Raw genomic sequence first — 26,410 nt, 5'->3', positions numbered from 1 at the left:
ATAGGGCACCGTCGGGTGCCCATGCCGGCCCGCGGGCCGGCCCGGCCGGCGTGAGGTTCATATATTCGGTTTGTATGTGAACCTTTCCGCCGATGGCGGGGGGTTGAGTACAATAACGGGCGAACTAATCTATGGGGCGCCGGGTGCGCCATCATCCACCGATCCAGAGCGAGGAGTTACCCCCATGGCAGTGACCTACGCCGATTTTCGCGCCATCGACATCGCCGACTTCGACGCGGTGGTCGTCGGTTCCGGGTTCGCCGGAGCCGTGACGGCTCGCCAGCTGGCCGAGCAAGGGGGGCTGCGCGTGCTCGTCATCGAGAAGCGCGATCACATCGCCGGCAACGCCTACGACGAGTATGACCAGGCCGGCATCCTCGTGCACCGCTATGGGCCGCACATCTTCCACACCAACAGCCAGGAGGCCTACGATTACCTGGCCCGCTTCACGGAATGGTCGGGTTACCAGCACAAGGTGCTCGCCGATTGGTTCGGCACCTACATGCCCGTGCCCTTCAACAAGAACTCCATGGAGATCGCCTTCGGCGCCGAGAAGGCCGCCCGCCTCATTGAGAAGCTCATCGCCACCTTCGGCGACGAGCGGAAGGTGACCATCAACGAGCTGCGGGCCCAGGAGGATCCGGAACTGGCGGAAGTGGCCGACTTCGTGTACGAGAACGTGTTCCTCTACTACACCCAGAAGCAGTGGGGCCTCACCCCCGAGGAAGTGGACCCGTCGGTGACGGCGCGGGTGCCCGTGTTCATCTCCCGGGACGACCGCTACTTCCAGGACACCTACCAGGGCATGCCCGTGGACGGCTACACGCGCCTGTTCGAGGCGATGCTCGGCCACGACCTCATCACCGTATGCCTGGGCACCGAGGCCGAGTCCGTCTTCGAACTCGTGTTCGCCAGCGGCGACGAGGACGCGCCCCTGACCGCCATCCGCATCAAGGGCGAGGCCTTCGAGGGTCCCATCGTGTACACCGGTCCCCTCGACGAGCTGTTCCTGGCCCGCTTCGGACGGCTGCCCTACCGCTCCCTGGATTTCGTCTACGAGACTTTCGAGGAAGACTACCATCTGCCCGCCGGCACCGTGAACTACACGGTGACCGAGGACTACACCCGGGTCACGGAGTTCAAGTGGCTCACTGGGCAGAAGGGCTCGAAGACCACCATCATGAAGGAGTACTCCCGGGCCTACGAGGATCCCGCGACCCAGATTCCCTACTACGCCATCATCAACGGCGACAACGCCGACCTCTACGGGCGCTACCGCCGCCTGACCGATGCCCTGCCAAACTTCTATCCGCTGGGTCGTCTGGCCGAGTACCGCTACTTCAACATGGACAAGGTGGTCGTGGACGCCCTGGCCGCCGCCGACCGCATCCTGTGGTCCCTCGACCATCCCGATGCGGCCGTCCCCGACGCCGTCTCGTCCGCCACGCCCGCCCTCTAGGAGGTTTCGCCGTGAAGACCATCACCTTCGCCGTTCCCTGCTACAATTCCGCCGCCTATATGGATCATTGCGTGGAGACGCTTCTGACCTGCGGCGACGATATCGAGATTCTGCTGGTGGACGACGGCTCCACGAAGGACGACACCGCCCAGATCGCCGATCGCTGGGAGGCGGAACACCCGGGCATCGTGCGGGCCATCCATCAGCCCAACAAGGGCCATGGCGGCGCGGTGAACACGGGACTCGCCAAGGCCACGGGCTTCTACTTCAAGGTGGTGGATTCCGACGACTGGCTCGATACGGCCGCCATGTTCCCGCTCATGGAGTACATGCGCAGCCAAGTTGAGGCGCCGGTGCCCTGCGACATGGTGGTGGCCAACTACGTCTACGAGAAGGTGGACGAGGGTGTGCAGAAGGTCATGGGCTACGCCAACGTTCTGCCCGAGGGCTATGAGTTCGGCTGGCACGAGGTGGGCACCTTCCTGCCGTCCCAGTATCTGCTCATGCACTCGGTGTACTACCGCACCGACATGCTGCGCAAGATGGGCCTCGTCCTGCCGGAGCACACGTTCTACGTGGACAACATCTTCGTCTACGAGCCCCTCGTGCACGTGCGCACCATCCGCTACTTCAATGTGGACGCCTACCGTTACTTCATCGGGCGGGAGGACCAGTCGGTCAACGAGAAGGTGATGATGGGCCGCATGGACCAGCAGCTGCGCGTCACCCGCCAGATGATTGACAACGTGGATCCCCAGGCGGTGCGCGAGCGCCACCTGCGCCATTACCTGCGCAACTACCTGTCCATGATGATGTGCATCTGCTCGGTGTTTCTGCGCATGCGCGGCGGCGAGCAGGACGAGGAGGACTTGAAGGGCATTTGGGCCTACCTGAAGGAGCAGAACCCCTCGCTGTACCGTCGCGTGCGTTCCAACGCGCTGAACCTGGCCACTAACCTGCCCACCGAGGCCGGCGAGAAGATCGGGCTTAAGGGCTACCAGATCGCCCAGAAGATCTTCAAATTCAATTAAGGGTTCCGGGCCATGTCGTCGCTCGTGCTCGCCATCGACATTCGCAACACCCGCACGCGGTTGGGGTTGGCCGTGGATGGGGATTTGGCGGCCCAGTGGTCGGTCGGCACCGATGCGGGCTACACCCCCGACGAGGCCGTGGCCTCCGTGGCGGCCTTCTTCGATGCCGTGACCCGCGGCCTGGCGACCATGGAGCCGGGAGCCGTTCTCGACGGAGCGGCCCTGCCGTTGCGGGCGCCCCTGGCCGACGGGGCCATCATCGCCTCGGTGTTCCCGGCCCTCACCGAGGTGTGGGTGGAGGCGGCTCGGCGCTTGACGGGCACGCGGCCCCTCACCGTAGGGCCCGGGCTGAAGAGCGGCCTGAAGATGGATTTCGCCGATCCGGCCTCCGTGGGAGCCGACCGCGTGGCCGAGATGGTGGCCGCGAAGTCCGCCTGGGGCGCCCCGGTGCTCGTGGTGGATCTGGGCACCGCCACCACCTTCGAGCTGCTCGATCGCGAGGGGTCCTTCAAGGGCGGCATCATCGCGCCGGGCATGGGCCTGGGGGCCGCGGCCCTGGCTCAGGGGGCGGCCCAGCTGCCCGCCGTGGGACTGCGCGCTCCCCGCACGCTGCTGGGCCGCACCACCGAGGCGGCCATGCGGTCGGGCATCGTCATGGGGGAGGTGGCCCGCATCGACGGCCTCATCGACATGATCTGGGCCGAGGCCGGCTACACCACGCCGGTGGTGCTCACGGGCCGCGGCGCCGAGGCCATCGCCGTCCTCATGGCCCACGAGGCGGCCGTGGACCAGAGCCTGGGCCTGCGCGGCCTTGTGGAGCTCTACGGCCTGAACCGCTCCTAGGCGCCGCCCCGCGTCGGGCCGCCGCGGGGCGCTTCGCGACCCTTCGTGGGCGATCTCGCCGCCCGCTCGGGGCTTTCGGGGCGTGCGGGCGGGGGCTTACTTGTAATCTTCCACGTTCTTCGACGAGCTGCCCGTGGTGTTGCCGGCGTTGCGCAGCTCGAAGCCGAAGCGCACCGTGTCGTCTCCGAAGCGGTCGCGCAGGGCATCGGTGGCCCGCAAAAGATCGCGGCGCTTGGTCGCGTCCCCGATGAGCGGTGCGGCCTCGGCCCTGTCCTCCCCGAACGCGCTCCCATCGAAGAGGCTCTCCTGCACCATCGTGTCCGCATGGAAGTTGCTCACGGCCACGCCGAGCAGCCGCACCCGGGCCCCGGGCAGCCAAATGTCGTCGATCATGGCATGGAGCAGGGGGATGAGGGCGATGTCGTCGTCGGTAGGGGCGGCCAGCGACCGCTGCACCGAGTGGGTGGTGCGGTCGGCGAAGCGCACCTTGATGGCCACGGTGCGCCCGGCGAGCCTCTTGCGCCGCAGGCGGCGCCCCACCTTGGCGGCGATGGTGGCCAGGGCCGCCTCGATATCGGCGCGCTCGGTGAGATCCTCGGCGAAGGTGACCTCGTTGGAGACCGACTTCACCGTGTCGTCCTCTTCCACGGGCGAGCAGTCGCGCCCGAGGGCCCGATCGCGCATCATCTCGCCGTTCTTCCCGAACACGCGCCGCAGCAGCGACCCGTCGGCGGCCCCCATCTCTCCCAGGGTGCGCACGCCGGCGGCGAGGAGGGCCTGCTCGGCCGCAGCCCCCACGCCGCTCATGGTGCGCACGGGCAGCGGGCCCAGGAAAGCCCGCTCGGTGCCCGGGTACACCACGGTGAGCCCCCGGGGCTTGTCACGGTCCGAGGCGATCTTCGCCACGGACTTGGTGGCCCCCACGCCGATGGAGCAGGTGACCCCGAGGGCCGCCACCCGCTCTTGGATGCGGCGGGCTATGCGCACGGGATGCTCGGTGTTCACGGCGGTGGGGGTCACGTCCATGAAGGCCTCGTCGATGGACACCTGCTGCACATGGGGCGTCTCGTCGCGCAGGATGGCCATAATGGCCGCCGACACCTGGCGGTAGCGGTGGAAGCTGCCGTGGGTCCAGATGGCATCGGGGCACAGCGACCGCGCGAGCGAGGCGGCCATGGCCGAGCGCACACCGAAGGCCCGGGCCTCGTAGGAGCAGGTGGACACCACTCCGTGGGCGTGCGGATCGCCGCCCACGATGACGGGCTTGCCCCGCCAGCCGGGGTGGTCGAGCTGCTCCACCGAGGCGAAGAAGGCGTCCAGATCCACGAGCAGGATGGCCGGGCCCTCCCAGGGCGGTAGGGGAATGTCGTCGAAATCTTCCATGGCCCCATTGTAGCATCGAACAGCCGTTCTAGTGAAGGGGATGGCGAAAAAGAAGCGGCCCCGATCCGCGGCTCCCTGGGGAGGAGCGGATCGGGGCCGTCGGGGCCGGTGGAAGCGGGCGAGGAAAGGCTAGCGCTGGCTTGCCAGGAAGAACAGGGCCATGGTGCCCGGGCCCGAATGGGCGCCGATGACCGGGTCCACCCAGTTGATCATGATGTCGGTCACGCCGAAGCGCTCGCGCACCAGGCCGGCCACGTACTCGGCGTCCTCCAGGCAGTCGCCGTGGGTGATGTAGACGGTCTGGTCGGCCACGGGCGCGTCGGCGGTCTGCTCCATGTGGTCCACGAGGGCCTTGAGGGACTTCTTGCGGCCGCGCACCTTCTCCAGGGGAATGAGGTGCCCCTCGTCATCCACGTGCATGACCGGCTTGATGTTGAGCATGGTGCCGGCCCAGGCCGCCGTGCGGGACACCCGCCCGCCGCGGAACAGGAACATGAGGTCGTCCACGGTGAACCAGTGGGCCAGGTGCAGCTTTTGATCCTCCACCCAGTCGCGCACTTCGGCCAGGGAAGCGCCCCCTTCGCGCATCTTCGCCGCGTAGGTGACGAGCAGGCCCTCGCCGCCGGAGGCCGCCAGGGTGTCCACCGAGGTCAAGGTGCGCTCGGGGTAGAGCCCGGCCAGCTCCGACAGGAGCAGCTCGATGGCCTGGTAGGTGCCGGAAAGTCCGCTGGAGAAGCCGAGGTAGAGCACGTCGTCGCCCGCTTTCAGCAGGGCCTCGATGGTCTCGCGGGACTCTTGCAGGTTCGGCAGCGACGTGGTGATGACCTTCCCCTCGCGCATCATGGCGTAGAACTGGGCGAGGTCGGTCTTTGCGCCCTTCAGGTAGCTGCGGTACTCCTCGCCGTCCACCATGAAGGTAAGGGGCAGGACGGACAGGTCGAACCGGTCGATGACCTCCTCGGTGAGGTTGCTCGACGAGTCGGTGACGATGGCAAAGCTCATGGATGCTCCTATCGGGGTTTCGGTTCCGCTGTCTCCTGCAACGGCCCGTTTTGTCGCTGGCGCTATTCTAGCCCATGGACAGCTCGCCGCAAGCGGGGAAAGGGGCAGGAATTGAAACGGTAACCTTCCCGCTCTTTGTTGGGGCCGCGCCCGGCCGGCGGCATCGGGCTCGCGGTGCGGCCGACGGCCTCGGGGTTACGGTGCGGCCGGCGGCATTGGACTCGCGGTGCGGCCGGCGGCCACCTCTCAGAATCGGGCGGCGCGGCCCCGCTCGGATCGGCCCCGCCCCGGCCTCGCCTCGGGCCCGCCCGCGGTTTTTCCGCGCAGAGGAGGGTGGCGGCTGTTCACGGCGGGCGGCCTGTGGCGTATACTTGACCAGTTACCCATACGGGCCCCGCGTGCGGGCCCTGACCGATACGCTGGAACCCGGACGAGAAGGATAGGGAATCAAGGTGGCAAACAACTACAAGGACACGATGAACCTGCCGCAGACCGATTTCGCCATGCGCGGCAATCTGCCCGAGAAGGAGCCCAAGCGCCTGGAGGTCTGGCGCGAGATGGATATCTACCGCCGTGTGCTCGAGAAGAACGCCGACGGCAAGCCCTTCATCCTCCACGACGGGCCTCCCTACGCCAACGGCCCCATCCATATCGGCCACTCCTTCAACAAGATCCTCAAGGACTTTGTAGTGAAGAGCCACGCCCAGCGCGGGTACTTCACCCCCTACATCCCCGGTTGGGACTGTCACGGCCAGCCTATCGAGCACATGGTGGAGGTGACCATCGGCCCCGAGCGCATGGCCGAGATCAGCCAGCCCGAGCTGCGCCAGCTATGCCGCGAGTGGGCCGAGAAGTACGTCGATATCCAGCGCGAGGGCTTCAAGCGCCTCGGCGTGAACGCCGACTGGGAGCACCCCTACCTCACCTTCATCCCGAACTACGAAGCCGGCAACGTGGAGGTGTTCAAGGACCTGTACCTGAAGGGCTCGGTCTACCGCGGCCGCAAGCCCATCCACTGGTGCACCCATTGCCACACCGCCCTGGCCGAGGCCGAGATCGAGTACGGCGACGAGGTGTCGCCCTCCATCTATGTGAAGTTCAAGCTGGACGCCATGCCCGGCGTCTTCGAGGCCAACGGGGCCGCCGGCGAGGCCTTCCTGCTCATCTGGACCACCACCCCCTGGACGCTGCCGGCCAACACCGCCGTGTCGCTGGCCCCCGAGGCCGACTACGTCATGGTCACCACCGCCGACGGCAACCTCATCATGGCCAGGGAGCTGGTGGAAACCGTGGCCGAGGTGGCCGGCTGGGAAGACTACGACTTCGTGCGCGATGGCGCGGGCGAGCCGGTGGCACTCAAGGGCAAGCAGCTGTTCGGCCTCACCTACACGGCACCCGTGCGCCATGACATCACCGGCACGGTCATCTACGGCGACCATGTCACCCTGGACACCGGCACCGGTGCGGTGCACACGGCTCCCGGCCACGGCCAGGACGACTACCTGGTGGCCCTGGAGTTCGACATTCCGCTGCTCATGCCCGTGGACGACAACGGCGTGTTCACCGACGAGGCCGGCCAGTTCGCGGGCCTGTCCACCGACGAGGCCAACCCGGTCATCATCGGCTGGCTGCGCGAGCAGGGCACGCTTGTGGCCGAGAAGAAGATCAACCATTCCTACCCCCACTGCTGGCGCTGCCATGAGCCGGTCATCTTTCGCGCCACGGACCAGTGGTTCGTGTCCATGGACAAGAACGCCCTGCGCGAGGACGCCCTGCGGGCCATCAACTCCGAAGTGAAGTGGGTGCCGGCCTGGGCGAAGAACCGCATCGGGTCCATGGTGGCCGAGCGTCCCGACTGGTGCATCTCCCGCCAGCGCAGCTGGGGCGTGCCCATCCCCGTGTTCAAGTGCGCCAAGTGCAACAGCACGGTAGCCACCGAGGCCACCTTCGATGCCGTCATCGAGCTGTTCAACACCAAGGGGGCCGACGCCTGGTTCACCATGGAGCCGTCCGAGTACCTGCCCCGGGGCACCAAGTGCGAGGCCTGCGGCTGCACCGAGCTGGTGCCCGAGAAGGACATCCTGGACGTGTGGTGGGAGTCCGGCGTGTCCCACACGAGCGTGTGCCGTCATCGCTCCGCTGAGGGCCTGCGCTTCCCGGCCGATTTGTACCTGGAGGGCTCCGACCAGCACCGCGGCTGGTTCCAGTCGTCGCTGCTCACCTCCATCGGCGCCTACGGGGTGCCGCCCTACCGCTCGGTCATGCACTGCGGCTTCACCGTGGATGAAGAGGGCCGCAAGATGTCGAAGTCCTTGGGCAACGGCATCGATCCGGCCGAGGTCTGCGACAAGTTCGGCGCCGATGTGCTGCGCCTGTGGGTGTCCTCCTGCGACTACTCCCAGGACGTGTCCATCTCCGACGGCATCCTGAAGCAGGTGTCGGATGCCTACCGCCGTTTCCGCAACACCTTCCGCTTCCTTTTGGGCAACCTGGACGATTTCGGCCCTGCCGACTTCGTGGCCTGGGATGAGCTTGAGCCCATCGACCAGTGGCAGATGGTGCGCACTGTGCAGCTCCTGTCCGAGGTGGAGGCGTCCTACGAGGCGCTGAAGTTCAACGGCGTGTACCGTGCGCTCTACGACTACGTGAACGACCTGTCGGCCGTGTACATGGATGTGACCAAGGATCGTCTCTACGCCGAGGCACCCGCATCGGCGCGCCGCCGTGCCGTGCAGACCGTGCTCATGAACATCCTGGAGGTGCTCGTGCGCGTGATGAGCCCCATCCTGTCGTTTACCACCGACGAGGTGTGGGACCACTTCCCGCCGGCGTTCCGCGCCGAGGAGGGCCGCGCCCTCTCGGTGCAGCTGGCCGGCTGGCCGCGCCCGACCGACTTCGCGCCGGCCGTGCCTGCCGAGGGCGCCGCGACCGTGGCCGCCTTCGAGGAGATGATGGCCGTGCGCGAGGTGGTCACCAAGGCCCTGGAGGACGCCCGCGCGGCGAAGATCATCGGCAAGAGCCAGGAGGCCGCCGTGGTGGTGTGCGCCCCGGCCGCCGTGGTGGCCACGGCCCGTACCTTCGATGCCGCCGTGTTCGAGGAGCTGTTCATCGTGGCCTCGGTTACCTTCGAGGAGGGGGCCGACGACGAGGTGTCCGCCGCGGTGACCGTGGCCGCGGGCGAGAAGTGCCCGCGCTGCTGGAACATCCGCACCCTGGGCGGCAACCCGGCGCACCCCGATGTGTGCGAGCGCTGCGGTAACGCCCTGGACGTTCTGGGCTACGAGGCCGAGTAAGTGGCGGTCGGTACGGACAGGCGGCCGCTGCGGGGCCGCAACCTGATTCTGTTCGCCGTGGTGGCGGTGCTGTGGCTCGGGGCCGACATCGCCACCAAGGCCTACTTCAACGGCTTTCCCGCAGGCTCGGTCGTGGCCGGGCCCTTCCTGGGGCTCGTCCAGTTCCGCGTGGCCCACAACACCGGGGCGGCCTGGGGCATGTTCGGGGACTCCACCTTCGCTTTGGGGGTGCTCTCCCTGGCGGTGTGCGCGGCCCTGACCGCCTATCTCATCCTCGTGTCCCGGCGGGCGAGTGCGATCGAGGTGCTGGGGGGCGCCCTCATCGTGGCCGGCGGTCTGGGCAACGCCCTCGACCGCTTCACCCTGGGCTACGTAGTCGACTTCATCGACACCACCTTCATCAGCTTCCCCACGTTCAACGTGGCCGACATCGGCGTTACCTGCGGCTTCGTGCTGTTCTTCGCGGGTATGCTGTGGTCTATGCGCGGCGACGGCGCCTCGACTGCCACGGGCGCCCCGGCTCCCGCCCGTGGCGAGGAAGGTGAGTAACATGGCCCGCTCCCTTTGCCACATCGTCGGCGCTGACGACGCGGGCTCGCGCCTGGACGCGCTCTGCGCCGCCCAGGGGCTCTACGCATCGCGCTCGGCCGCGGCCCGGGCCATCGAGGAGGGCCGGGTCTTCGTGAACGGCGCGACGGTTTCCAAGAAGCACGCCGTGGCCGTCGGCGACACCATCGTCTACGAGGCCGATGACGAGCCGGAGTCCGTCGTGGTCTACGGCGAGCCCATCGATCTTGACATCCGCTACGAGGACGATGACGTGCTCGTGCTGTCGAAGCAGGTGGGGCTCGTCTGCCACCCGTCGGTCGACCATGCCCACGGGACGCTGGTGAACGCGCTCATCTGGCATTGCGGCGAGGAGAACCTCTGCAACGTGCAGGGGGAAGAGGCCGATCGTCTCGGCATCGTGCACCGGCTCGATCGCGACACGAGCGGGCTCATGCTGGCGGCCAAGAGCGACGAGGCCGGTCGCGAGCTCATGGCCCAGATCCAGGATCGCGCGGTTGACCGCCACTACCTTGCCCTCGTCCACGGTATCGTGGCTCACGACACCGGCATGATCGATGCTCCCATCGCGCGCTCGGCCGACGAGCGCTGCCGCATGGCCGTGCGCGACGTGCCGAGCGCCCGCGAGGCCATCACCACGTTCCGCGTGCTGGAGCGCTTCGAGGCCGGGCCCAAGGACGACGGCTACAGCCTCATCGAGTGCAAGCTGTTCACGGGCCGTACCCACCAGATCCGCGTGCACATGCAGTACGCGCGCCATCCCATTGTGGGGGATCCGGTCTACAACGCCCACGGGCCCCGGGACGGGCGGGCCCAGCTGGGCCTGGGCCGCCAGTTCCTCCATTCCTACAGCATCGGCTTCGAGCATCCCGTGACCGGCGAGCCCCTTGCCTTCGCCGACCAGCTGCCGGCCGATCTGCGCAAGGCGCTCGATAGCCTGGCCGACCGTTCGCTGGGCGTGACCGAGGCCGGGCGGGAGGTGGCCGCGCTCATGGAGACGGCGCCGGCGCCCTCGGTGGAAGGGGAGGTGCCCCGTGCCTAGGAAGAAGACCGCCCCGCCTTCCCCCAAGGTGGGCGTCATCATCGCGAACACGGGCACGCCCGCCGCGCCCACCCCCAAGGCGGTGCGCAAGTACCTGGGGCAGTTCCTCATGGACCCGCGCATCTGCCCCATGCCGCGGCCGGTGTGGTGGCTGCTGCTGCACACGGTCATCCTGGGCAAGCGCTCCCGCGCTTCGGCGGAGAAGTACCGTGCCATCTGGACGGCGGCTGGCTCTCCCATGGCCGTGGCCTACGAGGCCCTCGAGCGGGGCCTGGCCGACTACTACGCCGAGCAGGGCGCGCCCGTGGAGGTGCGGGCGGCCATGAGCTACGGCAAGCCCACCTTGAGGCAGGCGGTGCGCGAGCTGAAAGAGGCCGGATGCACCCGCATCGTGGCTTTGCCCATGTACCCGCAGTCGGCCCTGTCCACCACGGCCTCGGTGGCCGACGGGCTGGCCCGGGCCGTGCGCCGCGCCCATTTCAAGGGCGAGGTGAGCTTCGTCGACAACTATGGCGAGAACCCCGTCTACGTGCGGGCCATCGCCGCCTCCATCCGCAAGGCGGGCTTCTCGGAGGAGCGGGGCGATCGGCTGTTGTTCTCCTACCATTCCATACCGCTGAAGGATATCGAGGCGGGGGATACCTACGAGCTGCAGACCGGGGCCACCTCCCTGGCCGTGGCCGGCGAGCTGGGGCTCGACCGCCGGAGCTGGACCATCAGCTATCAGAGCCGCTTCGACAAGGGCCGCACGTGGCTCGCGCCCTTCACGCGACCGACTCTCGTGCGCCTGGCCCGGGCCGCCGAGGAGGGCAGCCGCCTGTTCGTGGTGTGCCCGAACTTCGCCGTGGACTGCCTGGAGACCCTCTACGACGTGCCTCGCGAGCTGGAGCCGATCTACCGCGCGGCCCTGGCCGGCGAGATCGTGGATGCCGACGAGGAGCCCGGCGCCCTGGAGAACACCGGCACGAGCGCCGCCCGCTGTGACGCGCATCTGGAGGCGCACCGCGATGTGGCGCGCACCGTGCGCATGAAGCGCGCTGCCGAGGATTTCCGCCGCGGCGCCCATCGTCAGATTGCCGATGACGAGCCCTTCGTCTACGTGCCGTGCCTCAACAAGTCGCGGGCCCATCTGAAGGTGCTCGCCGCCGTGCTCGCCCCCTATGTGGGCGAGGGCTCGGCGGGGGAGCGGGCGGCCAGGTAGGCGTCCAGCTCCTCTGCCTTGGAGAAGCCGCCGAACAGATCGCGGGCCACCCGCAGGGCGCGCTCGGATAGGTCGGGGCGGAAGACGAAGTGGGATGCCATGGACAGCGGCGCGTTCACGAGGGGCCGGCGGCACACTTCATCGGTCGTCAACTCGCGGGCGTAGGTGGTCTGGATGATGAAGCACTGGTGGCGGCAGGACACCTGGGCTAGCATGAGGTTGCGGTCGTGGAGGATGGACTCGCTCAAGATGCCGTGGTTCCGGAAGATGGTCTCGTAGAGCCGCCCCTTGTAGGGACTCGTCTGCACGACGGTCTTGCCGCGCAGGTCGCGGGCGAAGTCCACCGTCGCCTTGCGGGCGAGGGGGTCGTCGCAGCTCAACAGCACTGAGAGCGTGTCGTCGGCGAGCTTGATGGAGGGCAGTCCCAAATGGTCCGGCGGTCGGATGGTGATGGCGCACTCGAGGTCTCCCACGGCGATGGCCTCCCAGAAGGCGTCGTGGTCCCCGTCGACGATCTCGATGCGCAGCCCCTCGTCTTCCTCGAAGCGCGAGAGCAGCAGCCGCTTCTGGTCGTAGCCCACGAACATGCTGAGCAGCCCCACCCGCACCGTCTCGCACCCATCGCCCTCCAGGGCGCGGATGCCGTCCAGGCACGCCTCCCAGGCCCGGTCCTCCTCTTGCAGGTGGCGCAGGAGCGCCTGGCCGGCCCGGGTCAGTTCCACGCCGTGCTTGCCCCGGGCAAACAGGGTCGCACCCACGGCCCGCTCGAGCCCGCGCATGCTGCGGGAGAGCCCTTGGCGCGACAGGTAGAGGCTCTCTGCGGCCTTGGTGATGTTGCGCGTCGCGCAGAGCGCGTAGAAGTAGCGCCGCTGCTCGGCGCTCAGGCGAAACGGTGCCATGGTCTTCCTCCCTCAGGTCATGGCGGGCTCCGGGCAGCTGCCGGGCCCTCGGGGCCAAATATAGGAGAAGTGTCCCCGCCGCGCAAGCGGGCGCGGGGCCCCTCGGGCCCTCGGCTGCAGCGAGGCGTTGCCTCGATATGGCCCTGATCAGGGAAGACGGGAAAGCGCAATGGTCGATGTTGCGCATGACGGCCCCAAAGTGTTTCTTTTCGATGCCCGGACGGCCCCCTATAGTCTTTTCCGTCGCCGGGCAGAGGGCCCGGCTTGGAAGAGAAGGGGGAGATGATGGGAAACCTCACTCGCAGAGACGTACTGAAGGGCCTGGCATTCGGGTCGATGGCCCTGGCCTCGGGCGGCGCCCTGGCCGCCTGCGCTCCGGCCGCCGGGGGAGCCTCCGATACCGACGGCGCATCGACGGGACAGGGCGCGGCGCTGCGCTATGCCAAGCGTGCGTCGGAGGTGGCCGGGCGCACCGCCCTGGAGACCGATGTGCTCGTCATCGGCGGCGGCGGGGCGGGGCTGTGCGCCGCCCTGGCTGCGGCCGAGCAGGGCGCGGGCGTTATCCTGTGCGAGAAAACCTCGGCCCTCGGGGGCGCGACGACGCTTTCCAGCGGCAAGATTCCCGCCGTGGGCACCGCCCAGCAGCTCGCGAAGGAGGATGGCGACAGCATCGGCGCCTGCGCCATGGACATCATGCGGCCGAGCAACTACAGCGTCCGCCCCGATTTGGTGTACACCGTGGTGGAGCAGTCCCGCGACATCGTGGAGTGGACCGAGGGCCACGGGGCCGTCTGGTCTGTGGACGACGCGCTCTACTTCGGCCAGACCGCCTACCGCATGCACACCACCGAGGGCGCCGGCGCGGGCCTGACCGACGCGCTCATCGCCAGCACGGAGGCCGATAGCGCCATCGAGACGCTGCTCTCCTGCGAGATGCAGGGGCTCGTGCTCGACGACGAGAGCGATGCGGTCGTGGGCGCCTGGGGCAAGAACGGCTCCGAGGAGATCGCCATCTTCGCCGGCAACACCGTGCTCGCCACGAGCGGTTTCGCCAATAACCCCGATATGCTCGAGCAGTACTGCCCCGAGGCCGTTCCCGCTGTGAAGGTGGTCGCCCCCGGCGCCACCGGCGAGGGCATCCTCTGGGCCGCCGAGCTCGGTGCCGACCTGCAGAGCATGGGTGCCTACCAGGGCCACGCCTTCCACGGGGTGGACAACGACAAGACCCTGGAGCAGGGGGTGGCCAACAACGGCGGCATCATCGTGAACCAGGACGGCAATCGCTTCATGAACGAGTACGGCGGCTATTCCGAGATGTCCCCCCATGTGCTCGCCCAGCCCGATGGCATCGGGTATTTGTGCTTTACCGATCTGCAGCGCGAGCAGAGCAAGAAGTTCGCGGAGTGGGAGGAGGAGGGCATCGTCTTGCGCGGGAATGACGTAGCGCAGCTGGCAGCCGCCATCGGCGCCGATCCCGCGAAGCTCGAGCGCACCGTTTCCGACTACCAGAAGGCCATCGGCGCCGGCATGGACAAGTTCAACCGCTCCCATCTGCCCGCCAGCTTCGAGCCGCCCTTCTACGCGGTGAAGCTCACCGGCGAGATTCGCCATACCCAGGGCGGCATGGCCACCGATGTGGCCGGCCATGTGCTGCGGGCCGATAAGAGCCTCATCGAGGGGCTCTACGCCGCCGGCGGCTGCACCGAGGGGTTCTCTTCCCGCGGCGGCGCGGCCTATATGAGCGGCAACGGCCTCATCCAGGCCCTCGTATTCGGCAAGATCGCCGGTACGGCCGCCGCTACCGAGACCCGGGGCGAGGCGTCGCTCTCAACCTGGGAGAAGTCTGCTGCCGACGCCTACCTCTAGGCTCCTCGCCTCCCCGCTTTGCCGCCGGCCCCGGCCCTTCCCCGGAAAGGGGCCGACGGCGTTTTTTGGAGCCCCCTGTTGGAATCTTTTCCCCTGATCGCGCCCCGGCCGCGCCGGAGGGCCGCACCGTGCATCCCGATGCGCCCCGCGGCCGCCCTGACCGTCGCGCGCTGCCCGTGTGCATTCCCCACAACCTCTCCCGCCAGGTCAGGCCTTGCCTTCCCGGTCGTGCTACAATGCCCCTTACGCTTGTACCGACCAGGAGGTTTCCCCATGCTCTCAGAGCGCTTGCTCACCACCGTGGTCCGCTCCATGACCGACAAGACCTTGGCGCTGCACCCCGTGCCCACGGGCACCCTGCCCGATCCGGTGCCCGGCCGCGCCTACACGCTCTATGTGCACGTGCCCTTCTGCGAGCGCTTGTGCCCCTACTGCTCGTTCAACCGCTTTCCCTATCGGGAAGAGCGGGCGCGCACCCATTTTGCGGCCTTGCGCGAGGAGATGCGCCTTCTGAAGGAGAAGGGCTACGACTTCGAGAGCGCCTATATCGGCGGGGGCACCCCCACGGTGGACATCGACGAGCTGTGCGAGACCATCGATTACGCCCGTGATCTGTTCTCCATCAAGGAGATCAACTCCGAGACGAACCCGAACCACCTGATTCCCTCGTACCTGGAGAAGCTCAAGGGCCGCATCCAGCGTTTATCGGTGGGCGTGCAGTCCTTCGACAACGAGCTTCTGCGCCAGATGGATCGCTACGAGAAGTACGGCAGCGCCGAGGAGATCTTCGAGCGCATTGGCGAGGCGGCGCCGTACTTCGAGTCGCTCAACGTGGACATGATCTTCAACTTCCCGTCCCAGACCGAGGACATCCTCATCAACGACTGCGAGAAGATCGCCACCTGTGGCTGCCATCAGACCACCTTCTCGCCGCTGTACCAGTCCCATGCCACCACGCGCAAGATGGAGAGCGTGCTCGGGCGCATGGACTACGACAAGGAGCGTCGCTTCTACCATATCCTCGACGAGATCTTGAACGAGGGCGACCGCCCGCTGTTCGAGCGGCGCACTCTGTGGACATTCAACCGCCTCGACGAGAATTTGCGCCGTCGCCAGAACCTGGAGGTGGACGAGTACGCCGTGGCCTACGAGGAGTGCGTGGGCGTCGGGTCGGGCTCCATCACGCATTTGGGCGACAACCTGTTCGTGAACACCTTCAACCTGGAGGAGTACGCGCAGATCGTGGGGGAGGGACGCCTGCCGCTCATGGGCTGCACCGACCTGCCGCGCCGCGACCTTATGCGCTACAAGTTCCTGCTGCAGCTGTACAGCTTGCGCTTCGACAAGCGCGAGTTCGTGCGCGACTTCGGCGTATCGGTGGAGCGGGGACTGCCCGTGGAGATGGCTTTCATGCGGGCCAACGGCGCCTTTGCCACCGACAACGACGAGGAACTGACGCTTACGCGCGCCGGCCGCTACCTCACCGTGGTGCTCTACCGCCAGTACCTGGCCGGCCTGAACAACCTGCGCGAGCAGGCGCGCAGCGAGCTTACGGGCCTGGAGCACGACCTTTTGTTCGGTGACGGCACCGAAAGGTAGCTTCGTGCGAGCACTCTCTGCAAGAGTGGACAAAAAGCCCTCGAGTGAACCCGTAGGGGGGCTCTGCGGACGTGTTTTCGGGCCTCGGAGCGCCTGAAATATACGTTTAGCATTGGTTTCGAGCGCGTTTTTGGCCGCCATGCAGCTTTGAGGAGCTCACTCGAGGGCTTTTTGTCCACATCGGGCGAAAGTGCTCTCGAAGCTGCGGGGCTCCCGTCCTGGCATTTTCCCCTGCAGAGGCCAGGAGCCGTTTTCAGGCACCTCCTCCGCACATCTCGACGAGCTCCTTGCGGGAGTGCACGCCGCACTTCACGTAGATATGCTGGATGTGGGCCTTCAGGGTACCCGGCGCGATGAGCAGCTCCTGCTCGATCTGGGGATTGGTCTTGCCGCCGGCGATGAGGCGCACGATCTCGTCCTCGCGGGGGCTGAGGTGATAGGCGGCCGACACCGCGTCGCAGCGGCTGGCAACGGCCTCGGCGCGCCGCCCCTCCTCGGCCAGGTCGTCAGTTTCCAGCAGGCGGATGCCCCAGCGGCTGGCCAGCTCTTTTTCCGAGAGCAGCATGAGAGTGCTCGCCAGCACGAGCATGACCACGGCAGCGGTGATGACGACATCCTGAACGGTGGCAGCTATGCCCCATGACCCGAACGCATCAGCCGCATTGCTGCCCCACAGCTTGACGAGCGAGGTTGCCCTCGTGATGCCGGTGAGCGCTACGATAGAGATGCCCATGCGTTTCGACAGGTCATAGAACAACAGTCCCACCAGCAATGAGATGAGTGACATTCCCATGGCTATGAGATAGCCCGCTGCCGTGGTGCCGAGAACGCCTTCAGCCGGAATAAGCGCAAGACCGCATATCATCAGCAAGAGCGGCGATCGGAATAGGGAGCTGACCGAGAATCGGTCGGAGAAGAAGTACACTACGATGAAGAAGCCGCCCATGGCGATGGCAGTGGAGAGGGATGAGTGCACCCCGGCGCCCTCGGGAAGCTGAGACGACCGAAGGCCATAGGCGAAGGCGTACACGCATACCACCGCAAAGGGCTTCCAGGGAAATCGGAACTTGGGGTAGACGGGAGTCTCCGTGCTCTGTGCCGGCAAGGAACGAAAGGCCAGGACGAGACTGCCCATGGAGGCGAGGGGCAGCAGCATGAGGACCAGCGAGAATCGATTGCCGGAAAGCCCCTGGCACAGGTAGGCGAGGGGCACAGCGATGAATCGCGAGGCAGCTGAGTACAACGCGATGCGTACCAGGCTCAGAGGCACGACGGCTTCGTGGAACATGAGCAGGACGGTACAGAACCCAAAGGCACCCAGTATCACCGCGAGCATGGGTAACGCCGCTCCCACGCTGTGGAAGAGGGGTGCGATAACGATCAAGAGGGAGGCGCTGAGCATGGAGCCCAGCGCCGCTGGTTTCGCCCAGGGCTGGCGGTGCAGGGGCACGATGCGCCGTGCGAAGAGAGTAGCGGCAACTCCGAAAGCCGCGAAGGCATAGTCGAACAGGACATGGGGGTCGAAACTGGCGGAAACGGCAACCTCTTCCGGGGCTGCGAAGGTGAGGGTCATCCAAGTGCGGGCGCATCCGAGGGCGAACAGATAGGGAATCATCTGCTCCAGGTTGTCGATGGGCCGGATGCGATGGCTGTCGAATCGTATCTTCATGGGGTCATTATACCGAGTTGCGCTCATGACGCCTCTGTTCGTTGCGAGGGGCTGAATAGACGCACTGCAGGCCAGCGATCCGGGCGGGGAGGAGCCGGGAGTCGCTGGCCTGGGGGGGAGGGCGAGTGTGCTAGAGAGACGCGACGTAGCGGCCGGTCACGTAGCCCGATGTGATGGCGCGGCCGACGGACAGACCCTCGATATCCATAGGATAGTCCACGCCTCCATAGAACTGACCTGAAGCGTTGCCCACGGCGAAGAGGCCCTCGATGGGCGTGCCCTCGGCGCTCAGGCACTGCTGGTTCTCATCGACAACGAGGCCTCCGAGCACAGCGGGCACGGAGTTGGTGCCTCGGGGCACAGCGAAGAACGGCCCCTGTTCGATGGGGGCCAGGTAGTCGGCGCGCTTGCCAAACTGACTGTCAACACCGGTGGCGCACAGCTCGTTATAGGCTTCGATGGATTCCACGATGGTCGTCTCATCAATGGGATCGATACCCCATTCCTCTTCCGCCATATAGGCGTTGATGTTCGCGGCCAGCTCGGCAAAGGTTTCTCCCCGTATGAATTGATCGTCGGTGGGCACCTTGCGGGTACCGACGGTGAACTTCACCTCTTCGGGGTAGGTCGCCGCCCATTCTTGGCCCAATGCGTTCCAGTTCGCCGGCATGATGGTGAAGAACTTCGCGGCCATGGGGTTCTCGAAGCTGTACTCTTCCAGATAGGGGCGCATGAGGTTATTCAGGTAAGCGAAGGACAGCACCTCGTTCATGAATCGCTTCCCGTGGATATCCAAGTTCAAGAAGGGCATTTCCAGACGCGTGAGCGAGCCGCCGCCGTGGACCATCTTCGAGTGGTTCACCGGGGTCATTTGGGCGCCGGCCCAGATGCCGGCCATCATGCCCATGCCGTCGCGGAAGGGGTTCATGGTCTTGAAGCCGCGCAAGTCGGGGCAGTAGTAGTCGCGCATTTCCTGGTTGCCGGAGCAGTCGCCCGAGGCGAGGATGACGCCCTTGGCCGCTTTGAACAGCACGTTGCCCTCCTCGGTGGAGCAGATGACGCCAGCCACCCGATCGCCTTCCTTGTACAACTGCACAGCGGGGGAATCAAAGAAGAACTGCGCTCCATCCTCGGCGAGCGCATCACAGATGACGAGAGCCGCCGCGTTGTGGGCACCCTCCACGTGATTATAGGTATTGGCATGGAGGGAATAGGGGTAGCCGTTGTACTCTCGGTCGGTATCGAAGGGCTTAGACTCCACGCCGCGAGTGGCGGCGGTATCGGCCCACCAGGTTACGGCCTCATAGGAGTTGCGCGCCCAGGCCTCGATGAGTTTGCGGTTGGATCGATGGGCGTTCTTTTCCATGAGGAATGCCACGCAGGCCTGGATGCCGGCCTCGTCGGTTTTGGTAGTGTCTACCGAGGCGCCCATATTGCCTGTGCTTTGAGCCGTGCCGATGTTCTGCACGCAGGCAACGGTGGCGCCTTCTTCAAGGGCCGTATGCACTGCGGCCAGCCCCGACTCGCCTGCGCCCACTACGACGATGTCGAACTCGCGGGTATCGACGAAGTCGGTGATGGGCTCGGGGGCCGTGAGGAACTCCGGCAGACCGGTGTCGGCGGCGCCGGTGGTTGACAGATCGGCCAACTCGGCAGGCGTCTTCGGCGCGCAGCCGGCGAGAGCGCCGGCCCCCATAGCGCCTGCAGCCGCAAGGCCGGTGAGTTTGAGCAGATCCCGACGGGTTACTTCCATGGTTTCCCTCCTTGGAGATGGGCGGCTCGAGTGAGCCGCGTTCCCGATGCGCCCGCTGCGGAAAGCCCTCGGCTTTCCTTGTGCTGGCCGCCGCCCTTTCGGCTGCGGCAGCGAGCGCTGCTGACGGATCGCATCATGGCCCAGGAAGGGAAGCTGCCGCATCGGGCCGGGCGGAACTTTTGGGTTAAATACGTAACCCGCTCCATAACCCATGGCTATGATCAGGGGAAACGGAAAAGCGCCCGCTGCGGGAGGGGAGCAGCGGGCGCTTGCGGGGATGGCGCGTTTGGGGTGAGGGCTAGTTCTGGCTCGTCGCCTCGACATCAGCGCCGGCGGCGTTCATGCCGGCCAAGCGCCCGAAGGACAGCGCGGTGCCCAGCGAGATGCCGGCCACGGTGACCGGGTACTCCACGAGGTAGCGGCCGCCCTGGACGTTTCCGGTGGCATAAAGGCCCTCGATGGGCGTGCCCTCGGCGTTCAGGGGCTGGAGCTTCTTGTTCACTTCCAGGCCGCCCATGAGCACGAGCATGCCGGCGCTGCCGAAGGGGTAGGCGTAGAAGGGCGGCTCGCTCACGGGGAACAGGCGACGGGGATCCTTGCCGAAGTCGGCATCGTGGCCGGCGGCGCACAGCTCGTTGTAGCGGTTGACGGAGGCCACGACGGTCTCGACGGGCAGGTTGCACTGCGCGGCCAAGTCCTCGATGGTGTCGGCCACGATGAGGCCCTCGGTGCCCTCCACCATCTCCTGGGTGGTGTAGCCCAAGCCGAAGCCGGCGAGCACGGTGGCGTAGTCGCCCACCTTGTCAGCGGGGATGAAGTGGTTCACATAGCCGTGGCCGTCGGGCATCTTGTCGATCTCGTCGGGCCACTTGGAGTCGAAGATCTGCCAGGAGCGCAGGTCCTCGGCGCCGCTCAAGGGGTTGGTGCCCACGGGCACGCGCGAGAGCTGGTCGGCGATGTTCTGCCCGGGGATGTCCTCGTTCATGAAGCGCTCGCCGTTGATGTTGAGCTGCAGGTAGCCGTCAACGCCCAGGGGGCCGCCCATATGGTGGGTCATCGGCGCGTGGGGTCCGAGTTCCATGTGCGCTCCGGCCCACAGGCCCATGAGGTGCCCGTCGCCGGTGTTGCCCACGTTGCCCGCGGCGTCCATGGTGGTGTAGAAGCTCATGAACTCGTTGGCCCAGGGTATGTAGTAGTCGCGCATGTCCTGGTTGTTGCCCCAGTCGCCGGTGGCGAGCACTACGGACTTCGCGTTGATCTGGGTGTAGACGTCATCGTCATCGTGCACGTAGGCGCCCACGACGCGACCGGAATCGTCGGTGATGAGCTGCTCGCCCCAGGTACCGTAGATCATCTCGGCGCCTTTGGCCTCGGCGGCGGCCACAGCGGCCTCGAGGGTCCACTGCATGTTGGGGTTGGTGGTGATGGTGCCGTGGAAGTAGGGGTAGTACTCGGTTGTGTAGTCGTAGCCCTCCAGGGCGGGGAAGCACTTGGGGCGGACATAGCAGGGCTTGTCGGTCTCCTGGTTGGCGGCCGTGCTCTTCAGCACCTCGAAGTCGGCGCCCTCGACGAACCAATCGAAGTCCTCGCCGGAGTGGTCGTACCAGTAGCCGAGGAAGTCGGGGGTGGGGCGGTAGCACATGTCCTTCATGAGCTGGTTGACGATAACGTCCTTGCCGGCCCACTTAATGCCGAGATCCTTCTGGATCTGCGAGCCTACGACGCCGAAGTCGCCGGCCATGGATACGGCGGCCAGTTCCGGGGACTTCTCCACGGCGATGACCTTCGCGCCTTCCTCGGCTGCGGCCTTGGCGGCCGCGCAGCCCGACAGGCCCAGGCCGATGACGAGCACATCGCAGTCCTTCGTCTCGGCCACGCTCTCGGGTACGGCCGGCGCGGTCATGAAGTTGGGCACGAAGTCGGCCGGCGCGCCGCCTGCCGCGGGCGCGGCATCGGTGCCGGTCTGCGGGGCGGGGGTGGCGCTTTGCGGCTGGCTGCACCCGGCAAGCCCCATGGCGCTGGCAGCTACGGCAGCCGAAGCACCCAGGCCGAGGAATGTGCGGCGGCTGAGATTCTGTTCCATGATGATCCCTCCCTTAAGGGTTTCGCGGGGGCGCGGCCTCTCCGCGCCCTTTGACGAGGGGCACTCTACGGGAAAGCGAGCCGCGTATCTTCACCAGACGACGGGTGAATTTTTCCGCAACGATGTCGCCCCCACTTCACCTGATTCGTGTGAAGCGCCGCCGAGCGACTCTTCTGAACAGGGAAAACGCTAGTCCTGTATATCTTTCTCCCTGAAAGCGGGCACCGGGGCGACACCAAGTGCGATCATGGGAGCTTGTCTTGTTCCCTGGGGGCGCGCCGCGGAAAACCTCTATACTAAAGGAGGGAGGAAACTTGTGAATCGATTCAAAGACACCATAGCGGATCTCTCGGGCCGGGACGGTCTGCTGGCCGCCGGCTACGCGCTGTACCTGGCGTTCAGCTTCGTCGCCTTTCATTCGGCTACGCTGCTCTCGCCGGTCGAGGCCGTCGGACACGGCGGCGTGCTGTTCTCGGGTTGCGCCATGGCCGGCCGCATCACGGCCGCGCTCCTTTCCGCCGCGGCGGTGCTTCTCGCCGCAACGAGGGGCAAGTGCCTTCGGCCGAGGGTCGTCACCTGGGTGCTGGCGGGCTTGTGCATTGCCGCGGCCCTTGCGGGCTTTCTCGTGCTGGCCATGGTCTTCCACCTCTCCGATGCCGTGCCCCCGTCGCTCATGCTGCCGTGGCTTGCCTTGGCAGGTGCGCTTCTCGGGGCGGCCGATCTTCTGGCGACGTTGTTGTGGGCCCGCTTCTCCGCCACGCTCAGCTTGCGGACCATCTATATATATGTGACGGTGGCAAACGGCGCGAGCCTTGTGCTCTACGCCGTGTTCACCCTCGTGTCCGCTGCTGCCGTGCTGCCCTTGGCGGCGCTGCTCTTCCTCGTGGCGGTGCTCTGTGCCAAGCGGGTGCTCGATGCCCGCGCACCCGAGGAGGACTTCGGGTTTCAGGTGTCGGCGTTTCACGGGCTCGTGCGCGATTTGTGGCATCCGGTGCTCGGCACGGCCATCCTCTGCTTCATGGGCGGCCTTATGCTCCAGATATCGGGGCAGCAGGACATTCCCCTCGGCGAGTTCCAGCAAACGTCGCTGTGGGCGAGCGCGGCGGCCATTGTCTGCCTGTTCGTGCCGGCCCTTGTGGTGCGCAAGCCCCTGAACCTGAGCCGCGTGTACTCGGTGGCCCTGCCCCTCTCGGCAGCGGGCTTTCTGCTGCTGCCGCTCATCTGGAATGCCGCTGGCGGCATCGTGAACGCTTTCGCCCAGGTGGGTGCTATGGTCGCGGCGCTTATCCTCTGGTGCATGCTCACCGATGGGGCACGGCGCACGCATACTTCGCCGACGCTGCTGTTCTCGCTCGCGCTCATCGTCACGAACGCGGCCATGCTGGCGGGAACGCTGCTCGGAGCGGCCCAGGCGCAGAATATCCGCCCGGGAGACGTGGCCCTCACAGCCGTGGCGCTCGTGTCGGTGTACCTGCTGCTCATAGCCGCCATCGTGCTCTTCCGCAATCGGGAGGGCGGCAGCGCGTTCCAGGCGCCGCCGCCCTCCGACGGGGAATCAGCGCCCTCAATCGAGATTGCGCTGACGCCCGAGGAGGTGCTGACGGTCCGTTGCGCTTCCTTGGCCGAGCAATACGGCCTGACCCCGCGGGAGCGCGACATCTTCCCGCTGCTTGCCCAGGGGCATACCATGCCCGCCATCTCAGAGCGCCTGTTCGTGTCCGAGAACACCGTGAAGTCCCACGCGAAGCGCATCTACCAGAAGCTCGGCATTCACGCTCGCGCCGAGCTCATCGACCTGGTGAACCGTGCCGGGGACGAGGATGCAGCGCGGGAGCAGTGAGCCTGTCGGGCGGCGAACGCTAGAGATCGATGAAGTCGTACACGAGGCTGTGCTCCTGTTCAAGCCAGGCGAACAACTCGTCGCAGTCCATAACGGGAATACGCGATTGCCCGAAATCTCCCTTGTTCCGTGTGATGATGGCATCGGCCTTCATCTTTCGTGCGCATTCGTAGAGACAGGCGTCCTCGAAATCGTCCCACGACGAATCGAGGGCGGTTTCAACTTCGAGTCGCGTGAAGTTACACACATTCAAAGACTTCAGAAGGGTCTTAATAACGCTCTTTGCCGTTGTAGTCGATACTTTTTGCGGACCAGAGGTGAGGATATAAAAGGCGTCGGTGAATTGCGAGGCGCTCGTCCATAGCTCGCGCTCCTTGCAGAAACCGAGGCTGAAGAGCAGATCGGCCTTTTTCTCGAAAGGCTGCCGTCGGGCCAAAGAGTCCAAGATAATATTGGTATCGACAAACAGTTTCACTGTGCCTCCCATCCATCGAAGTGGCCTCGGGAAGCCAGGCGCTCGCGACGAATCTCGTCATCGGCCATCGTCGCGAAGTGATTATCGAGAGGTAGCACCTTCAGGCTCTGCACCCATGCTTTCGCCTCAGCGATCTCCTGGGGCGAGAACGTACGCGGCTGAGGTTTGGCTTCGGGAAAGGGGAGCGCCCGCTTCTCGATAACGAGGTCGTAGAGCTGGTTGATGACCTGGGAGGCGTTCGTGCCCAAATCCTCCAGTATGCGGTTGCCCATTTCCTTCTTCTCCGGTGACATACGGGCCGTCACCATCGCATCGGCGGTAGCCATGGAATCCTCCTATATGGTTGTACGTTGTACATATTGTAGCCTACCGAGAGAGGTGATGCAAGGAATAAGCATGGCCGCCGCTACCTCCGCTGGTTTCAGCCCATGATGGGGCGCGTGAAACTAGCGCCGCGTGCGGGCTTTTCTAGCGCAGCGGCATTGTGTACACCGTCAGCGGATCGCAGCGGTAGGTGAGCAGCTCGAAGTCGGCAGCGGAGAGCCGGTCGATGGCGTCGCGGCCGACCAGCTCGTTGCGGTAGACGACGAAGGGGAGCGTCAGCGTTCGGCTCTCACCGGGTTCGATGGCATCCCATCCTTCTGGCAGCGTCTTGAAGGGCGCCTTGTCGTCGGGCACCCCGTATATTGCCCGAAGGGTTGCATCGGAGGGATAGATGATAGCGGGGCCGCCTTGCACCGGCGCCTTGAGTTCCGCTGACGTGAGGTAGAGGTAGCGTGCGTCGGCGGCCGTATCGCCGTGATTGGCAATCGAGACGTCCACGAGCACGATGCGCACATCTTCCGCTGCATAACTGGGATCGTAGGCAGTGGCATCATCGTAGCCGGGATACCATTCCTCGAAGGCCTCCTCGCTCACGATATGCACGGCTCCGGGAAGGATGTCGATGTCGCCGAGCTCGAAGCGCCAGTCCGGCGCCTCGGTAATCTCGCGCACCCGTTCCTTCGAGAGCTGGCGAGCCACCTCGGCCCACTCATCGTCGCTGTAGGTGAATGCGTGGCCGTGCGCGAAGCCCTTCACATTGAGCGGTTCGCCGGCGGCTACCGGCACCACCTCGTAGGTCGTATCGAAGTGGACAGCATCGTGGAGGCTGTTCGCAGCCGAGGGTGTCTCGAGGGGTGCGGCCTTCCGCGGGGCTGCGGGTTCGAGCTGAAGGAGAAACCACCCGAGCACGAGGGCGAGAGCGACGATGCCCGCGATGCCGAGGGCGATGCGGGCCGGCCTCTGGCCGGTAGGAGTGGAGAGGGAAAGCTGCTGCATGGGTGGCCTCCTTCTGGTGCGATTCCATGATAGCGGCTGCATGTGATGGCAGCGCCGGCTTCTCAAACCTAACAGGAGGAGGGTCCCTTCGGCAATGGTGAAGTTTTTCACCCTTGCGCCCACCAGGGAAATCATGTTTCATGGAAGAAGAGTCAGCGCAGAGAAGCAAAAGGAGGTTCTCGATGTTCATCGGCGTGATGGAAGGGGCGGCGCTGTTTATCCTTATAGGGTTCGCCCTTGCGTGCGCCGCCATTGCGCGAGCTTGCTTTTCCCCGCGCCCCGACGGTACGGCGACGCGCACGGCTCTACTTTGGAGCGCCGCCTTCGTGGCCCAGGTGCTCGGAGCCATCATGGTTCGCGACGCTATCGGCGCGGCAGCTCCTCTCACATGGAGCGCGACGGTGCTCGTTGTCGCAGGCGCGGGAACGCTCGTGCTGGGAAGGCTCTGGCGCGAACGGGCCATGGAGCGCGAGGCGATGCGGATGAGGTTGCTTGTCCTGCAACCAGATCGGGACCGGCTGCGCGATGAAGAACTGGGCTGCGCGCCGGCGCATGATGGCGAGCGATCCGGCGGCGTGGAGGCAAGCGGGCCTGCATATGACGAGTGCGGGTTGACCGCGAGATGCGCATGGGTGGCCCGGGTCTTCGACCTCACCCGCCGCGAAGAGGATGTGCTCGTGCTGCTCGCGACCGGGCGAACTGCCTCCGAGGTGGCCAGCGAGCTCGTCGTCTCGCCCAATACCGTGAAGACCCATATCCGCAACTTGTACCGCAAGCTCGGCATCAACCGCCGAGGCGATTTGGCCGAACGTCTGGGACTGGAGCGGTAAGACGGGCCGCCGCTTGCGGGCAGCGGCGCCGTTGGGGATAAAAGTGAAAAAATTTCTCTTGCAATGCTTCCGGGGTAAGGTTATTATAATCAAGCTGTTTGAGCAGAGGCTTAAACGCATCACGGGTTGTGGCGCAGTTTGGTAGCGCACTTGACTGGGGGTCAAGGGGCCGCAGGTTCAAATCCTGTCAACCCGACCAGCTTGTTTCAGGCTCTGGCATCGCAAGATGTCAGAGCCTGTTTGCTTTCAGCGGCT

Annotated in this window: 20 protein-coding genes and 1 tRNA gene; 12 read left to right on the top strand and 9 right to left on the bottom strand. The window is 65.9% G+C overall.

Annotation, left to right across the window (positions count from 1 at the left end; all coding sequences use genetic code 11):
* The first annotated feature begins 184 nt into the window (after positions 1 to 184).
* Genes glf through AAK988_RS07890 form a run of 3 tightly spaced genes read left to right on the top strand, consistent with a single transcriptional unit; the run spans position 185 to position 3,333 of the window.
* The gene (gene glf / locus AAK988_RS07900; RefSeq protein ID WP_242369973.1) at positions 185 to 1,459 is read left to right on the top strand and encodes a UDP-galactopyranose mutase; all 1,275 of its coding nucleotides are present in this window, start codon (positions 185 to 187) and stop codon (positions 1,457 to 1,459) included.
* A gap of 11 nt (positions 1,460 to 1,470) precedes the next feature.
* Positions 1,471 to 2,490: a glycosyltransferase family 2 protein gene (locus tag AAK988_RS07895; protein ID WP_369872449.1), complete on the top strand. Its 1,020-nt coding sequence runs from the start codon at positions 1,471 to 1,473 to the stop codon at positions 2,488 to 2,490.
* A 12-nt stretch (positions 2,491 to 2,502) separates the two neighbouring features.
* On the top strand, positions 2,503 to 3,333 hold the full coding sequence (locus AAK988_RS07890) for a type III pantothenate kinase (RefSeq protein WP_369880597.1): 831 nt from the start codon (positions 2,503 to 2,505) through the stop codon (positions 3,331 to 3,333).
* A gap of 96 nt (positions 3,334 to 3,429) precedes the next feature.
* On the opposite strand, the gene dinB is transcribed toward AAK988_RS07890, so the two are convergent.
* Together dinB and AAK988_RS07880 are read right to left on the bottom strand one after the other, a co-directional pair.
* Positions 3,430 to 4,716, bottom strand: a complete 1,287-nt coding sequence (gene dinB / locus AAK988_RS07885; protein ID WP_369880594.1) for a DNA polymerase IV — start codon at positions 4,714 to 4,716, stop codon at positions 3,430 to 3,432.
* A gap of 129 nt (positions 4,717 to 4,845) precedes the next feature.
* Positions 4,846 to 5,718 (bottom strand): DegV family protein, encoded by an 873-nt coding sequence (locus AAK988_RS07880; RefSeq protein WP_369880593.1) that lies wholly within the window; start codon positions 5,716 to 5,718, stop codon positions 4,846 to 4,848.
* A gap of 452 nt (positions 5,719 to 6,170) precedes the next feature.
* On the opposite strand from AAK988_RS07880, the gene ileS reads away from it, so the two are divergent.
* The 4 genes from ileS to hemH are packed head-to-tail and all read left to right on the top strand — an operon-like array spanning position 6,171 to position 11,821.
* Complete coding sequence (ileS, locus tag AAK988_RS07875; protein ID WP_151431264.1) at positions 6,171 to 9,011, top strand: isoleucine--tRNA ligase; 2,841 nt, start codon at positions 6,171 to 6,173, stop codon at positions 9,009 to 9,011.
* Positions 9,012 to 9,560 (top strand): signal peptidase II, encoded by a 549-nt coding sequence (gene lspA, locus AAK988_RS07870; protein ID WP_369872446.1) that lies wholly within the window; start codon positions 9,012 to 9,014, stop codon positions 9,558 to 9,560.
* Between the two features lies 1 nt (position 9,561).
* On the top strand, positions 9,562 to 10,620 hold the full coding sequence (locus tag AAK988_RS07865; RefSeq protein WP_369872445.1) for an RluA family pseudouridine synthase: 1,059 nt from the start codon (positions 9,562 to 9,564) through the stop codon (positions 10,618 to 10,620).
* Complete coding sequence (gene hemH / locus AAK988_RS07860) at positions 10,613 to 11,821, top strand: ferrochelatase (protein WP_289636336.1); 1,209 nt, start codon at positions 10,613 to 10,615, stop codon at positions 11,819 to 11,821. Before AAK988_RS07865 ends, hemH begins: the two co-directional genes overlap by 8 nt.
* On the opposite strand, the gene AAK988_RS07855 is transcribed toward hemH, so the two are convergent.
* Positions 11,779 to 12,720 (bottom strand): LysR family transcriptional regulator, encoded by a 942-nt coding sequence (locus tag AAK988_RS07855; RefSeq protein ID WP_369880592.1) that lies wholly within the window; start codon positions 12,718 to 12,720, stop codon positions 11,779 to 11,781. The genes hemH and AAK988_RS07855 overlap by 43 nt on opposite strands.
* A 285-nt stretch (positions 12,721 to 13,005) precedes the next feature.
* Here AAK988_RS07855 and AAK988_RS07850 point away from each other — a divergent pair, with 285 nt between their 5' ends.
* Positions 13,006 to 14,586, top strand: coding sequence for an FAD-dependent oxidoreductase (locus tag AAK988_RS07850; protein ID WP_369880591.1), 1,581 nt, complete (start codon positions 13,006 to 13,008; stop codon positions 14,584 to 14,586).
* A 273-nt stretch (positions 14,587 to 14,859) separates the two neighbouring features.
* Positions 14,860 to 16,185 (top strand): coproporphyrinogen III oxidase family protein, encoded by a 1,326-nt coding sequence (locus AAK988_RS07845; RefSeq protein WP_262999700.1) that lies wholly within the window; start codon positions 14,860 to 14,862, stop codon positions 16,183 to 16,185.
* A gap of 253 nt (positions 16,186 to 16,438) precedes the next feature.
* Here the strand turns inward: AAK988_RS07845 and AAK988_RS07840 are convergent, their stop codons facing one another.
* From AAK988_RS07840 to AAK988_RS07830, 3 genes are all read right to left on the bottom strand, one after another.
* Positions 16,439 to 17,854, bottom strand: a complete 1,416-nt coding sequence (locus AAK988_RS07840; RefSeq protein WP_369880590.1) for a helix-turn-helix transcriptional regulator — start codon at positions 17,852 to 17,854, stop codon at positions 16,439 to 16,441.
* A 130-nt stretch (positions 17,855 to 17,984) separates the two neighbouring features.
* Positions 17,985 to 19,607 (bottom strand): FAD-dependent oxidoreductase, encoded by a 1,623-nt coding sequence (locus AAK988_RS07835; protein ID WP_369880589.1) that lies wholly within the window; start codon positions 19,605 to 19,607, stop codon positions 17,985 to 17,987.
* Between the two features lie 298 nt (positions 19,608 to 19,905).
* A complete protein-coding gene (locus AAK988_RS07830) occupies positions 19,906 to 21,690 on the bottom strand; it encodes an FAD-dependent oxidoreductase (RefSeq protein WP_369880588.1) in 1,785 nt (594 codons plus the stop codon).
* Positions 21,691 to 22,006: 316 nt separating this feature from the next.
* Between AAK988_RS07830 and AAK988_RS07825 the strand changes: the two genes are divergently transcribed.
* On the top strand, positions 22,007 to 23,530 hold the full coding sequence (locus AAK988_RS07825) for a helix-turn-helix transcriptional regulator (RefSeq protein WP_369880586.1): 1,524 nt from the start codon (positions 22,007 to 22,009) through the stop codon (positions 23,528 to 23,530).
* 19 nt (positions 23,531 to 23,549) lie between these two features.
* Here the strand turns inward: AAK988_RS07825 and AAK988_RS07820 are convergent, their stop codons facing one another.
* From AAK988_RS07820 to AAK988_RS07810, 3 genes are all read right to left on the bottom strand, one after another.
* Positions 23,550 to 24,005 (bottom strand): PIN domain-containing protein, encoded by a 456-nt coding sequence (locus AAK988_RS07820; RefSeq protein WP_369880585.1) that lies wholly within the window; start codon positions 24,003 to 24,005, stop codon positions 23,550 to 23,552.
* Positions 24,002 to 24,331 carry a type II toxin-antitoxin system RelB/DinJ family antitoxin gene (locus tag AAK988_RS07815; protein WP_160324417.1) on the bottom strand — a complete coding sequence of 110 codons (330 nt, stop codon included), beginning with the start codon at positions 24,329 to 24,331 and terminating at the stop codon, positions 24,002 to 24,004. Before AAK988_RS07815 ends, AAK988_RS07820 begins: the two co-directional genes overlap by 4 nt.
* Positions 24,332 to 24,473: 142 nt before the next feature.
* Positions 24,474 to 25,325, bottom strand: coding sequence for a hypothetical protein (locus AAK988_RS07810; protein WP_369880583.1), 852 nt, complete (start codon positions 25,323 to 25,325; stop codon positions 24,474 to 24,476).
* A 182-nt stretch (positions 25,326 to 25,507) separates the two neighbouring features.
* Between AAK988_RS07810 and AAK988_RS07805 the strand changes: the two genes are divergently transcribed.
* The gene (locus AAK988_RS07805) at positions 25,508 to 26,155 is read left to right on the top strand and encodes a helix-turn-helix transcriptional regulator (RefSeq protein WP_321194031.1); all 648 of its coding nucleotides are present in this window, start codon (positions 25,508 to 25,510) and stop codon (positions 26,153 to 26,155) included.
* Between the two features lie 122 nt (positions 26,156 to 26,277).
* Positions 26,278 to 26,354, top strand: a tRNA-Pro gene (locus AAK988_RS07800).
* The last annotated feature ends 56 nt before the right edge of the window (positions 26,355 to 26,410 follow it).

The sequence above is a fragment of the Adlercreutzia muris genome (assembly GCF_041223505.1).
Taxonomy (GTDB): domain Bacteria; phylum Actinomycetota; class Coriobacteriia; order Coriobacteriales; family Eggerthellaceae; genus Adlercreutzia; species Adlercreutzia muris.
Note: the sequence above shows the minus strand (reverse complement) of the source record. Positions and strands in the feature narration are given on the sequence as shown.